Genomic DNA, 13,666 nt, shown 5'->3' with positions numbered 1-13,666 from the left:
TTGCGCAAGCAAGGCTGAAAACACGCAGCCTTGGGCTAAACGTGCGAGTAAGAAGTGAAAGTGAGGACATGGTGTAGATAATATTCCCGGTGAATTATTTTTTCAGGACATCGGCAGTAGCATCGGCTTTACTTTGCGAGCCGCCGACACCCATTCGGGCGGCGTCCTGAAAGGATCGTTGGGCCAGCATAAGCTGAACTTCGCCCAGATTGGCCTTGGCCGTGCCGTAGTTGGGATTGGCTGCCAGCGCCATCGTCAAGGCATCTTGCGCCATTTCCAGCTTGCCTTGTTTAACATATTCCGACGCCAGGTTATTCCAGGGCTCGGGCAGCTCCGGATATTTCGTGGTCATGTTGATGTAAATGTCTATTGCTTCGTCCTGCCGGCCTAGCGCGGCAAGTGCCCGGCCGTGCAGGAACATCAACTGTACATCGGTGCCCAGGTTGGTTGTGGCTTCATATTGCTGGGTCCGCTTTTCGATGACATTAAGCGCTTCCTGATATTCGCCGTTGTCCAGCATGGTCGAGATTCTGCTTGTGATCTCGGATGCGGTAAGGGGGATTTCCGTGTCGACGCTGGGGGTCAGCGCTTCGAGCAAATTGGCCAAGCCCTTCCAGCCGCCTTCTGTGGGAGGAGGATCGTTGAACAGTTTGCTGTCGTCAGCGAATACCTGCTGGTCGAACTGCACGAAAACACCACCGGATTCATTGCTAAATGCTTTCGCATCTGGACCGGCGTCCAGTGTGGCGGTAAGATCGGCGTTTGGCTCAAGGCCGGGCGCCGGAGTTTGGGCGCCGGCTTTTTGTATTGACAGCCCGCCTGCAATAAGGGCGATCGCTGCTACACGGCAAGTAATTCGAAACACAGGTTATGCACCTATATGTAAGGGTTGCGTTGGTGGATAGCATCAAGGTTAAATCAGAAATCAGCCCGATCGGCGCAGCGCCTGTTTTGCCCGCTTGCTATACTTATCGACCGCCATTTTAGCCATGCTTTGAACATAGCACCCAGTTTACTGCAACCGGATCTGTATTGATCCGGCCCGCAATCGTACTCATTTATAGATATTTACCGCACATGCTGCACATTTATAACACCCTTTCCCGCACCAAAGAGCCACTGAAAACCGTAGAACCTGGTCAGGTGCGCATGTATGTATGCGGCATGACGGTTTACGATTTTTGTCATCTTGGACATGCGCGCATGTTGGTGAGCTTCGACATCGTGCAGCGCTGGCTGCGGGCTAGTGGCTATAAAGTCAATTACGTGCGCAATATCACCGATATCGACGACAAAATCATACGCAGGGCTGTGCAAAGCGGCCGCCGCTTGAACGAAGTGACTTCGTTTTATATCGATGCCATGCACGCCGACGAGCGCGCGCTGGGTGTTGCAGCCCCCGACGCCGAGCCCCTGGCCACGGATCATGTGGGCGAAATGCTAGGCATCATCAAGCGCCTTGAAGACAACGGACTCGCATATCAGTCGGACGACGGCGATGTGAATTTTTCGGTGCGCGGTTTTGCCGGGTACGGGAAGCTTTCGGGTAAATCGCTCGATGACTTGCGCGCCGGAGAGCGCGTCGCTGTAGCAAGCAGTAAGCGCGACCCGCTGGACTTTGTTTTATGGAAAACAGCCAAGGCCGACGAGCCGCCGGAATCCAAATGGGAGTCGCCTTATGGCATGGGACGTCCTGGCTGGCACATTGAATGCTCGGCCATGAGCAAAGCCTTGCTTGGGTTGCCTTTGGATATTCACGGCGGCGGCCCGGACCTGAAGTTCCCGCATCACGAGAACGAGATCGCCCAAACGGAAGGCGCTTTCGGTGGAACGCTGGCGTCGGTGTGGATGCATTGCGGGCCCCTGATGGTCGATGCCGACAAAATGTCGAAATCCCTGGGCAATTTCAGCACGATACGGGCCACTATCGCTGCCGATTCCGGTTTGTCCGACGATCAGGCCAGTTATCAGGCCAATCCACGCGAAGCCGAAATGTTGCGGTTTTTCATCGTACGCAATCATTACCGCAGTCCACAGAACTACGCACCCGACAATCTGCTGGATGCCCAGAACGCCTTGGATCGCTTGTACCAGACGCTGCATAACGTGCCGGCCGTTCACGCCGAGATCGATTGGGATCACCCCAGCGCGGCAGCTTTTCGCGCCGCCATGGACGATGACTTCAATACTTCGGGTGCCGTTGCTGCATTGTTCGAGCTGTCGTCCGAAGCCAATCGCAGCCACTCCGGTCAGGCGTCGGGCCTGATGCGGGCACTAGGCGGATTGCTTGGCTTGTTGCAAGCCGACCCAGCCATATACCTGCAGTCGGCCAGCCGCTATCAGCGCGGCCACACAGCAGTTATAACGTTATCGAACGACCAAATCGAGGCCTTGATCGCCGCCCGTGCTGCGGCGAAGAAAGATCGAGCCTTCGCCGAGGCTGATCGCCTTCGCACCGAACTGCAGGAGAACGGGATCGAACTTGAAGACAAGGCCGGCGGTGTGACGCAATGGCGTCGCGCCTAGGAGGCTATCAATGTCAGAAAATCCCATCCTTGATCAAGAAAAACCCGTATTTTGGGACGAGGCTTCCGCGCAGCTTATGGGGCGCGATCGCATCCTTAAAAAACTGATTCCGCGGCATAAGTCCGAATGGCTGGCGCCTTCTGCAACGCCATTCATTACGCTTGCCCGGGCGATTGTGGGGCACCAAATTTCGGTTAAAGCAGCCGATGCCATGTGGCACCGGTTCACTGAAGCTTGCGGGCGATATCCTTCGCCGCGATCAGTGCTTAAGCTGGCTGAAACCGACAGTGGATTGTCGGGTTTGTCCAAGCGCAAGTCAGAATACATTCTTGACCTCGCTACCCATTTTTCCGAAAAAAAGGTCAAGCCCGCCTTATGGAAAAACATGGACGATGAAGCGGTCATCGCCGATCTATGCGCTATTCGGGGCATAGGCAGGTGGACCGCCGAGATGTTTCTTATCTTCAACCTGCAGCGGCCCGACATCCTTCCTTTGGATGATTCGAGCCTACTCAAGGCAATTTCGTTACACTACTTTAGTGGTGAGCCCGTTTCGCGCTTCGAAGCACGGGAAGTCGCTCAGGCCTGGGCCCCATGGCGCACGGTGGCCACTTGGTACTTATGGCGTAGCCTTGATCCGGCGGCTGTTCAGTACTAAACAAAGTGAATGCTCTAATCTGGATACCAAGCACTTATGCGTAATACCTTCCTGGAATTTGAACAACCTCTTGCCGAGCTCGAAAACAAGATCGAGCAACTGCGTTTTGTTCAGACCGATTCTGCCGTAGATATTTCGGAAGAGGTCGGACGTTTGCAACAAAAGAACCAGACGCTCGCCAAGAATATTTATTCCAAGCTTACGCCATGGCAGACCGCGCTGGTCGCACGGCACCCACAACGTCCGTATACCCTGGACTATGTCCGGGAAATCTTCACTGATTTCCACGAGCTGCACGGCGACCGCATGTATGCCGATGACCAGGCCATTATTGGCGGCCTGGCACGGTTCAATGGCACGCCATGCATGATTATTGGTCACCAAAAAGGGCGTGACACGAAGGAACGCGCCATGCGTAACTTCGGCATGCCAAGGCCTGAGGGCTATCGCAAGGCGTTGCGCCTGATGCGTCTTGCCGAAAAATTCCAGCTGCCTATTTTTACCTTCGTCGATACACCGGGGGCTTATCCCGGTATCGGGGCTGAAGAGCGTGGCCAATCCGAGGCGATCGGGCACAACCTCTATGCCATGGCCGAACTTAAAGTGCCTATTATCGCCACTATCATTGGCGAAGGCGGTTCGGGCGGGGCGCTGGCCATTGCTATTGGCGACGTTGTGATGATGTTGCAATACGCCACCTATGCGGTGATTTCTCCTGAAGGTTGCGCCTCTATTTTGTGGCGCAGCGCCGACAAGGCATCCACCGCGGCTGAAGCCCTGGCGATTACTGCGCCTCGCCTTAAAGACCTGGGTCTGATCGATCGTGTGGTCAACGAGCCAGTAGGCGGGGCCCACCGCGATCCGGTCATGATGGCGCGCCAGCTTAGCCGCGCACTGTCGGATTCCTTGCGTCAGTTGTCGGGTATGAATGCCCAGCAATTGGTTGCGCATCGTGTGCAGCGCCTGATGTCTTACGGTCGTTTTCAGGAAACGCTTAACTAGCGCCCGCCATGTCCCTGGATGCGTTCTGGAGCGGGTTCGGTTCGCCCGACCTGCTGCAGGCCATAGGCCGCAGCCTTGCGGGCTTGCCGCAACCGCCTCGCCGCATTGCGGTCGCATTAAGCGGGGGCGCCGATTCCGCCATGCTGGCGGTGCATGCGGCTATCTTTGCCCGTCGCCGCAATCTGGAATTGCATTGCTTTCATGTTCACCATGGCTTGCAAGCGCCGGCAGAGCGGTGGCAGGCACATGTGCATGATCTGGCCCAGTGGCTGGGCGTGCCGTGTCACAGCCTGGTCGTGCGAGTGGATACAGCGTCGAGTGCAGGTATTGAGTCGGCAGCACGCGATGCACGCTATGACGCCCTTGGACAACTGGCCGAACGCATGGCGTTGCAGCATATATTGCTGGCTCATCATCGCAATGACCAAGCAGAAACCGTTATTCTTCGCTTACTGCGCGGCTCCGGGCCTGGCGGCCTGGCGGCCATGTCGGATGTAACGCATCGCCAGGGCGTAACGTATTTGCGGCCATGGCTGGCGGTTGATCGCGCGGACATCCTGGCGCAGGCAAGTCAGTTTTTTCTGATCAGCGGTTGGGGACCCGTGCAAGACCCAACTAATGCTGACGACAAATATACCCGCGCCGCAGTGCGCGAGCGCTTGGTTCCGGCATTGAACGAGCGTTGGCCGGGCTGGCAGGGGACTGTCACCCGCCACGCTCGCCAAAGCGCTCAAGTTCAGGAAGTGCTGGATGAAGTTGCAGCGCAGGACTTTGCAGGGCTGGCGCCCGATCCTGACGGTATCAGCTTTTCGCTTGCCGCCTGGCGTTTGTTGTCCGTCGCCCGGCAGGCCCTGGTGTTGCGCTACTGGCTTTCGCTGCACGGCGTACGCATGCCCACCGAAGCGCGTTTGCTCGACATCATGAAGCAATTGCGCGGCCTGCATGCGATGGGCCACGACAGACAAATGCAGGTCAAACATGGCTCGGTATGGGTGCGTTGCACCAGGGGTCGTGTCTGGCTGGATACAGGGCAGGGGGCGTGATCCCAAGCGCGTTACGCTGGCCGGAAAACAACAGTTCCGAAAACCGTTAAAATATTGGACTTTGTGTGCCTGGTTTCAGCGCCGGTCCGTTCAGAGCGCAAGGCAGTGTCCCTTTAATGCAGAGTATAAGATGTCCCTGATTGTTCATAAGTACGGCGGCACGTCCATGGGCTCGGTTGAGCGCATCCAGAACGTCGCCCGGCGTGTGGCTAAATGGCATGCGGCCGGCCACCAGGTCGTTGTCGTTCCTTCAGCCATGTCGGGTGAAACGAACCGGCTATTGGGATTGGCAAAAGAAATTTCGCCGCAGCCCGATCCGCGCGAGCTTGATATGCTGGCTTCCACCGGCGAACAGGCCAGCAGTTCGCTATTGGCCATGGCGTTGATGTCTCAAGGCGTGGCCGCTCGCAGCTATACAGGCTGGCAGGTTCCTGTGCGTACCGACTCATCGTTTACTAAAGCCCGTATCAAGTCGATCGACGACGTGCGTATCCGCACCGATCTCGATGCAGGCCGTGTAGTCATTGTGACCGGCTTTCAGGGTGTCGACGAAGACGGCAATATAACGACGCTTGGGCGGGGTGGCTCGGATACCTCGGCTGTCGCCGTGGCCGCGTCGCTCAAGGCCCACGAGTGCCTTATTTTTACTGATGTCGATGGCGTGTACACCACCGATCCCCGCGTGGTGCCTCAGGCCCAGCGCATGACGGTGGTCTCGTTTGAAGAAATGCTGGAAATGGCCTCGCTGGGGTCCAAAGTCCTGCAAATCCGCTCGGTTGAGTTCGCTGGCAAATACCGCGTGCCAGTCAGGGTATTGTCCTCGCTGACAGATCCGCTGATTCCGCTCGAAGAAGAAATGGCTTCGGGCACCCTTATTACTTTCGAGGAAGATCAAAAAATGGAAGCCGCCGTTGTATCGGGCATCGCCTTCAGCCGTGACGAGGCTAAAGTTACCCTGCTAGCCGTCCCTGACACCCCGGGCGTGGCCTATTCGATTCTTGGTCCTGTCGCCGCGGCCAATATCGATGTCGACATGATTTTGCAAAATCAGTCAGTGCAAGGCACGACCGACTTTTCGTTTACCGTTAACCGCAACGACTTTGCGCGTACGCTCGATCTGTTAACCAATCAGATCGGGCCTGCCGTTGGCGCCGGTCAAATCGTATCCGACGACAATGTATGCAAGGTGTCCATTGTCGGTATCGGCATGCGCAGCCACGTGGGCGTTGCCAGCCTGATGTTCCGCACCTTGTCGGAAGAGGGCATCAACATCCAAATGATCAGCACCAGCGAAATCAAGACGTCGGTCATCATCAACGACAAGTACATGGAATTGGCCGTGCGCGCGCTTCACAAGGCTTTTGGCCTTGACAAGGAAAGCCCCGACGAAGACAAAATTTGATCGGTGATTTTGACCAGGCTGTACGATAAATTGCTGTAATTTTTTCCGTAGTATTGTTTTAAACCGCTGTTTTATGCCAAAATTTTCTGATTCTGGACTTCTAGCATGGGGTTCCAGAAAATATGATGATTTATCGTGCTAGAATGGCGGCCTGTTTCGGAGACGTGGCCGAGTGGTTGAAGGTACTCCCCTGCTAAGGGAGCATGCGGCTTATACCCGCATCGAGGGTTCGAATCCCTCCGTCTCCGCCAGTAGTTTTTAAAGATAAGCCCTGTTTTTTGACAGGGCTTTTTCTTTGCCTGCTTGATTGCTGCGGGGTTGGCCGACATGGCCTCATTTACTGAAGCTAAATTAGGTTCTTGCCTGTTAACGGGGGATGGCAAACGCTGTTGCGCGATGCGGCTCAGTATCCGCGTTGGAAGTCGATGAGTCCGTTCGGTGCTTCACCTGCAAGGATGAGGCGCAGATTGGCAATGGTGGCTTCGGCTGAACTTTCGGCGCGGGTATGTGCGGCCACATGCGGCGTTAGCACCACCTTCGGGTGCGACCAGAGCGGGTGGTCGGAGGGTAGCGGCTCGGGATCTGTCACATCGATGAATGCCGCTTCCAGATGTCCGGCATCGAGCGTTGCCAGTAGCGCTTCTTGATCAAGATGTCCGCCCCGGCCCACCTGAACCAGTGAGGCCCCTTGTGGCAGCTGCGCAAAGAGGTCGGCATTCAGGATATGCCGGGTCTCTGCGGTCAGCGGCAGCAAGCAGATCAGGATGTCGGTTTCAGCCAGCATCGCCGTCAGCCCTTCGGGACCATGATACGAGTGGATACCTTCGATCTCTTTCGGGCTGCGGCTCCATCCTGCCAGACGGAAACCGAAAGGCTTGAGCGCCTGAAGCGAGGCCTGTCCGAGCTCTCCAAGGCCCAGAACCGAGACGCGGCGTTGGTCAGCCCACGTGAATTCGAGATTGATCCATTCGCGGCGCCGTTGCTGCTCGATGTAGGCAGGCAGACGGCGATGCAGAGCCAACACGCTCATCACGACATAATCCCGCATCAGGCTGGTCAGGCCGCTTTCGATCATGCGGACCAGCTTCACCCCTGGCGGGATCGACGCCTGGGTCATATGATCGACTCCCGCCCCAACCGAAAAAATCACGTCGAGGTTGGGGTAGCGCTCGGCCAGATTCTCGGGGTAATTCCAGGTTATCAGATAGCGCACCTCGAGCGGGTCGACCTGCGCCGCATCGCTGACGAAGGGCACTTGTGGCAGGTCACGGGCGAAGGCGCGGCGAAAAACCTCGACGCGCTCGGGGTAGGAAAGCATGAGGAGGGTCATCGGACATCCTTACTGAATCAAAAAAGGGGTTCAGCGAGTGGCGCGTGCCAGCGCGATACGGTCCTGCATCCGGTACACCTGGATGAAGGCGGGCATGAAATAGGGCCGGCCGGCATAGAGCGGGATGAAAGACATGGGCCGGAAATCGAAAGCGGATTTCTGCTCATCGTCGCCCAAGAGCTTGTGTGCCGCGCGGCTGCCGATCCAGGGCGCCCAGACGACGCCAGAGCCACAAAAGCCGGTCGCATAGGTAAGGCCGTTGTGTTCGAAGATCCGTGGCAGCATGTCGCGGTGCATGGCAACATTGCCGAACCAGCTGTGGCTGATCTTCACATCGGCGAGCTCGGGGAAAAGATTGATCAGTCCATTCCGCAGCATGACGGTCGGTGCCGCCGGGTCGCCGCTTTGTGAACCATCGCGGCCACCCAGCAGGATGCGTTTCCCATCCGGAGAAGGGCGGTAGTAATAGCCAAGAACCTTGCTCTCACCACACATCATCCTGCGCGGCATTAGCTTCGCCATCAGCTCGGCCGGCAGTTCCTCGGTAGCGATGATGCGGCTGCGCACCGGCACCAGACGACGGCGTAGCCAGGGATCGGAGTCATCGGTATAGCCATTGGTGCAGATCAGCACCTGTCGGCCGGTAATCGTGCCCGCCGCTGTTTCGACGCGAAAGCCTGTCGCGTCTTTGGTGATGGATTTCACCGCTGTATCGGAGTGCACGGTGACGCCTGCCGCCAGCGTGATGCGCAGGATTTCGGCATGGTATTTCGCCGGATGCAGCCCGCCGATGTCCATGCGTACGGTGCCGCCGCGATAGTAATCAGTGCCTAGATATTGGCGCTGTTCAGCATGAGGGACCGCATAGGATTCGACGCCAAGGGTCTTTTGCAGCTTCTCTGCGCTGCGGGCCATCGTCTCGTATTGCTCCTTGCCGATGGCGCCGTAGAAGCGACCAGTCAGGTTGAAATCGCAATCCAGGCCCTCGGTGCGGATGAACTCATAGATGAATTCGCGCGCGGCTTTGCCTTCGGCCTCGATGGCGTTGGCGTGCTCTTCGCCGTATTTCCGTACCAGCTCGGCATAGCTCAGCCTAATGTTGCCGCTGGTAATGCCGCCATTCCGCGACGAGGCGCCTTCGCCAGGGTTCATCTTGTCCAGTACGGCGACCGAACGGCCCGCCCGTGCGAGCATTAACCCCGCAGTCAGCCCGGCATAACCCGCACCGACGATGACCACATCCACCTGTTTCGCCAGTGGCTGTTCGGGCAGAGGCTGAACCGGCGCGGCTTCCCACCAGTAGGGGGTACTCTTTTCGGCAATTCGGGACGATTGCATGACGGATTTTCCTTGTTGCGGTGAAGGGGCTAGAGGTGGCGGTCGAACTGTACCGCCCCGATGATCCACAGAACTTCTGTCGATGTGTCGCTGGTGTTGCGCAGAGAATGCGGTCGGGTGCTGTCGAAGACGAAGCTGTCGCCCGCCTCCAGTTCGGCGGCCACATCATCGACGCTCAGGACTACCTTGCCTGACAGGACGAGCCCGCCTTTTTCCGCCGGATAGCTGAGGGCCTTCCCTCCGGATTCACCACCTGGCTCCAGCCGCAGAATCATGATTTGCAGGTTCTGGCGGTCTGGTGGTGTCAGAAGCTCCTTGTGCAGCATGCCCAAATCGATCACCGGGCGCTGTGCACGGCGGCGCACGAATTGCGGGTCATCGGTCAAGGGTGTTTCATTCCCGGTCTCGCCGAACAGCTCTTGCATAGTGAGGTTCAGTGCTCGCCGCAGAGAGGTCAGAAGCCGCATCGATGGATTGGCGATGCCGCGCTCGACCTGGCTGATCATCCCCACCGAGACTCCCGAGGCCTGCGCGAGGCTCTGGAGCGATAGGCCCCTCTGTTTGCGCAGCTTCCGAAGGTTGGCGCCAAGCTGAAATTCGGGAGCCCCCGAGGATGGCGTGGCGGTGAAACGCGGTTCTATGTCTCTTCGCATGTTGGTGCTGAAATTCCCTATTGACAGAAAATAACGATCAAACAATATAATGAAATATTCTTGAGAAATTTTCAACATAAACATGTTGGGTCTCTCGCAAGAAGTAGTATCTATCTCGTCTGACGAATATTCATTTCGTCGAAAAATCCATAATAAAAAGCATATTAATGCAGAAATGAGCCGGTTTTGTCATATTTTTCTGGAAAACCGATTTAAATAGACCTAGCTACGATTTTTAATATATATTGAATTTTTTATAGCGATCATGACACGACAGGAGGGGACTGTGGGTTCTATACCGGCAAGTATCATGGCAGCCTCCGCAGCGATGCTCTCGGTGCGCGATCTATCCGTCAGTCTGCCGCCCGGTATGGAGCGTGCCCATGCTGTCAGCGGAATTTCTTTCGATCTTCTGAAAGGGCAAATACTCTGCATCATCGGAGAATCGGGATCGGGAAAATCGGTGACGGCCAATGCGATCATGGGTCTGCTGCCCAAGGTGATCCGCGTGACTGAAGGATCGATCAGACTGATCGATACCGAGATCATCGATGCCGACCCTGAATACCTGCGAGGTCTGCGTGGACGAGTTGTCTCCATGATTTTTCAGGACCCGCTTTCGGCATTGAACCCCTTGATGACAGTGGGAGCGCAAATTGCCGAGGCAATGGCGGCCCACGGTGAAGGTACAGCAGAGAGCCGCAAGGACCGCAGCCTCGAGCTTCTGGCCGAGGTCGGTTTGCCGGAGCCCTCATTGATGTATCACCAGTATCCATTCCGTCTGTCAGGCGGGCAACGACAGCGGGTAATGATTGCGATAGCGCTGGCAATGGAGCCTGCGGTCTTGATCGCAGACGAGCCCACCACTGCTCTCGACGTGACCACGCAGGCACAGATCCTGGACCTGATCCGCGATATCCAGCGTCGCAAGGGAATGAGCGTCATGTTCATCACTCACGACTTCGGCGTGGTCGCGGAGATCGCAGACAGCGTCGTCGTGATGGAAAAGGGCAAAATCGTCGAGCAAGGTTCTGCCGACAAGGTGCTGAAAGACCCAGAGCATCCTTATACCAAGCGCTTGATCGCATCGGTGCCGGAGTTGACCGGCATCGACCGGGTGTTGCCGCAAACCTCAACGACACCGATTCTCAAGGTCGAGCATCTGGTCAAGACCTATAGCAGCGGCAGCCGTCTTCTACGCAGCGAACGGTTAAGCAAGGCGGTCGACGGCGTCTCCTTTGAATTGAAACCCGGCCGAACGCTTGGCGTGGTGGGTGAGAGCGGTTCGGGCAAAACTTCACTTGGGCGACTGCTGATCAAGTTGATGAAAAGCGATAGCGGCAGCATCCTCTTCGAGGGCACCGATATTGCCCAGATGGCGGAGGGTGCTTTCCGCGCTCTGCGTCCGAAAATCCAGATGATCTTCCAGGACCCCTTTGCCTCGCTCAATCCGCGCTCGACCGTTGGCCATATCCTGACCGTCGGTCCGGTGGCGCATGGCATGGCATACGCTCAGGCCCGCGAAGAAGCGATGGCGCTGCTGTCGCATGTCGGTCTCGATGCCGGCGCCTTTCGGCGCTATCCGCACGAATTCTCGGGTGGACAGCGCCAACGCATTGGCATAGCCCGCGCGCTGATGTTCAAGCCGAAGTTGCTTGTAGCCGATGAGTGCGTCTCGGCGCTCGATGTCTCGATTCAGGCACAGATTCTGAAGCTGCTCGATCAAGTGCAGCGCGAGACGGGTGTGTCGATGGTCTTCATTACCCATGACCTGCGTGTGGCCAGCCAGATCTGTGACGAGATTGCGGTGATGCAAAAGGGTAAGTTCGTCGAGGTAGGGCCGCCTTCGCAGATATTTCTCGCCCCGAAGTCCGCCTATACCCGGGAGTTGGTCGCTGCCATACCGGGCAAAGAACAGGCCAGAAGAGCAGCGTGACTGAGTAATTGCGGTATCAACAAGGCTGTATAAAGGAGATCGTCTCATGACTGACAAAATTATTTCGAAGACAACCCGCCGTTCAGCCCTGAAGATTATGGGTGTTGCCGGTGCAGCGAGTCTGTTTGCTCCGTATTTGCTGGGCAAGCCCGCGTTTGCCCAAACCCCACCAGCAGCACCTTCTGGCCGGGTCATCGTCGGTTTATCGCAAGAGCCGACCGTATTCAACCCTTTGATGCTGAAGATCGAAGTCGATGATGGCCTCCATTTCTCGATTTTCGACGCATTGTTCCGAACCATGCCGGACGGTTCCATCGTGCCAAATCTGGCCACGGAAGTACCGAACCAAAAAAATGGCGGGCTTTCCGCCGATGGTCTGGAATGGCGCGTGAAGTTGCGTGATGATGTGAAATGGCATGACGGCAAGCCGCTGACAGCCGAAGATGTGAAGTTCACGCTTGAGCTGATCGTCGATCCCAACTTCCGTAGCTGGCGCACAACGGGACACAACCTCGTACACGACATTAAGGTGGTTTCGCCGACTGAGCTGACCTGGCGAATGAAAGAGCCTTTCGCGCCTTATCTTTCCTTCCTGACGGAAACTTTCATCGTTCCCAAGCACGTGCTCGAGTCCGAGGCAGACAAGAACGCCGCCGCCTTCAATCAAGCGCCTATCGGTACTGGCGCATTCAAATGGGGTAGCCGCGTTGCGGGCGACCATATTAATTTGGTCGCCAATCGCGACTACCATGGCGAAGGCCCGTATATCGAGCAACTGGTCTTCAAATATATCCCCGACCTGACGGTACTTTATACCCAGTTCAAGAGCGGCGACATCGATCTTGTGGGACGCCAATACATTACTCCCGACAATTATGCTGAGGCGAAGACGCTGAAAAACCGGGTGGTTCAGTTGCAACCGGCGCCGGCCGTCGAACAGATTTACCTCAATCTGGAACGCCCTGTTTTCAAGGATCTGGCAGTGCGCCAGGCAATCTATGCGGCCATTGATAAGCAGGCGATCATCGATGCGCTCTACTACGGTCTACCCGAACCGGTCGAATCCTACATGCCGCGCGGCTCGATCTACTACAACAAGGACCTGCCCAAGCACGAGTTCAACCTCGAGAAGGCAGAGAAGCTGCTTGATGGCGCAGGTTGGGTGAAAGGGCGTGACGGAATCCGTGCCAAGGATGGCGTGCGGCTTGCGTTCACCAATTCGACCACGACGGGCAACCATCTGCGCGAACAACTGCAGCAATTCATCCAGCAGACGCTGAAGGGCATCGGCGTCGAGATGACCATCTCGAACCTGCCCGCAGCGGTGATTTGGGGTGATTTCTGGACATTGTCGCAATTCGACTCGGTTGTGGTGGGCATCAATTATCTGGTTGGGGCGGATCCCGACGTATTCAACCGCTTCCATACCGGTGCGATTCGCGTCAAAGGCGGACGGGGCTCGAACACCGCGCAATACAGTAATCCGCGTGTGGACAAGCTGCTGGAAGAAGGTGCGCGCACCTTCGATCAAGCACGCCGGATCGAGATCTACAAGGAAATTCAGGCGACAGTTCGCGCCGATCTACCCTTTCTGCCCCTCTTTTCGGAGAATTCCGTCCAAGGCTGGAAGTCGGACGTCAAGGGAGTGGTCAGCAACAGCAACACCCGCACCGAATCCTGGAATGCGGCGGGCTGGTCCCGTAAGGCCTGATCGTGTACGCACCCCGGGTAATCGCAGCGCCCGGGTTTTCAAAGTTCTGTAATCCCGATGGGGGGCT

11 protein-coding genes and 1 tRNA gene are annotated in these 13,666 nt (G+C 56.7%); 8 read left to right on the top strand and 4 right to left on the bottom strand.

What is annotated here, in order from left to right:
- Nucleotides 1–94: 94 nt before the first annotated feature.
- On the bottom strand, nt 95–865 hold the full coding sequence (locus ABWO67_RS01535; RefSeq protein ID WP_353146589.1) for a tetratricopeptide repeat protein: 771 nt from the start codon (nt 863–865) through the stop codon (nt 95–97).
- Nucleotides 866–1,077: 212 nt separating this feature from the next.
- Here ABWO67_RS01535 and cysS point away from each other — a divergent pair, with 212 nt between their 5' ends.
- The 6 genes from cysS to ABWO67_RS01505 all read left to right on the top strand — a co-directional run bounded on the left by cysS (nt 1,078) and on the right by ABWO67_RS01505 (nt 6,882).
- Nucleotides 1,078–2,526 (top strand): cysteine--tRNA ligase, encoded by a 1,449-nt coding sequence (cysS, locus tag ABWO67_RS01530; RefSeq protein WP_353146587.1) that lies wholly within the window; start codon nt 1,078–1,080, stop codon nt 2,524–2,526.
- A 10-nt stretch (nt 2,527–2,536) separates the two neighbouring features.
- Nucleotides 2,537–3,184, top strand: a complete 648-nt coding sequence (locus ABWO67_RS01525) for a DNA-3-methyladenine glycosylase family protein (protein ID WP_353146585.1) — start codon at nt 2,537–2,539, stop codon at nt 3,182–3,184.
- 36 nt (nt 3,185–3,220) lie between these two features.
- On the top strand, nt 3,221–4,186 hold the full coding sequence (locus ABWO67_RS01520; protein WP_353146583.1) for an acetyl-CoA carboxylase carboxyltransferase subunit alpha: 966 nt from the start codon (nt 3,221–3,223) through the stop codon (nt 4,184–4,186).
- Nucleotides 4,187–4,194: 8 nt separating this feature from the next.
- Nucleotides 4,195–5,229, top strand: a complete 1,035-nt coding sequence (gene tilS, locus ABWO67_RS01515; RefSeq protein WP_353146581.1) for a tRNA lysidine(34) synthetase TilS — start codon at nt 4,195–4,197, stop codon at nt 5,227–5,229.
- 130 nt (nt 5,230–5,359) lie between these two features.
- Nucleotides 5,360–6,631 (top strand): aspartate kinase, encoded by a 1,272-nt coding sequence (locus tag ABWO67_RS01510; RefSeq protein WP_353146579.1) that lies wholly within the window; start codon nt 5,360–5,362, stop codon nt 6,629–6,631.
- A gap of 158 nt (nt 6,632–6,789) precedes the next feature.
- Nucleotides 6,790–6,882: transfer RNA gene (locus ABWO67_RS01505), tRNA-Ser, on the top strand.
- A 152-nt stretch (nt 6,883–7,034) separates the two neighbouring features.
- On the opposite strand, the gene ABWO67_RS01500 is transcribed toward ABWO67_RS01505, so the two are convergent.
- The 3 genes from ABWO67_RS01500 to ABWO67_RS01490 are packed head-to-tail and all read right to left on the bottom strand — an operon-like array spanning nt 7,035 to nt 10,036.
- Nucleotides 7,035–7,961 (bottom strand): 2-hydroxyacid dehydrogenase, encoded by a 927-nt coding sequence (locus tag ABWO67_RS01500; RefSeq protein ID WP_353146577.1) that lies wholly within the window; start codon nt 7,959–7,961, stop codon nt 7,035–7,037.
- A gap of 30 nt (nt 7,962–7,991) precedes the next feature.
- Nucleotides 7,992–9,299, bottom strand: coding sequence for an NAD(P)/FAD-dependent oxidoreductase (locus ABWO67_RS01495; protein WP_353146575.1), 1,308 nt, complete (start codon nt 9,297–9,299; stop codon nt 7,992–7,994).
- 29 nt (nt 9,300–9,328) lie between these two features.
- A complete protein-coding gene (locus tag ABWO67_RS01490; RefSeq protein ID WP_353146574.1) occupies nt 9,329–10,036 on the bottom strand; it encodes a cupin domain-containing protein in 708 nt (235 codons plus the stop codon).
- Between the two features lie 226 nt (nt 10,037–10,262).
- On the opposite strand from ABWO67_RS01490, the gene ABWO67_RS01485 reads away from it, so the two are divergent.
- Nucleotides 10,263–11,888: an ABC transporter ATP-binding protein gene (locus tag ABWO67_RS01485; RefSeq protein WP_353146572.1), complete on the top strand. Its 1,626-nt coding sequence runs from the start codon at nt 10,263–10,265 to the stop codon at nt 11,886–11,888.
- 46 nt (nt 11,889–11,934) lie between these two features.
- Entirely contained in the window at nt 11,935–13,599 is a 1,665-nt protein-coding gene (locus ABWO67_RS01480) for a peptide ABC transporter substrate-binding protein (protein WP_353146570.1), read from the top strand.
- Nucleotides 13,600–13,666: the final 67 nt, after the last annotated feature.

It is taken from the genome of Pollutimonas bauzanensis, from assembly GCF_040393045.1.
In the GTDB taxonomy this organism is placed as follows: Bacteria; Pseudomonadota; Gammaproteobacteria; order Burkholderiales; family Burkholderiaceae_B; genus Pollutimonas; species Pollutimonas bauzanensis_A.
The sequence above is the reverse complement of the archived record's forward strand: the minus strand, read 5'-3'. Positions and strand labels throughout refer to the sequence as shown.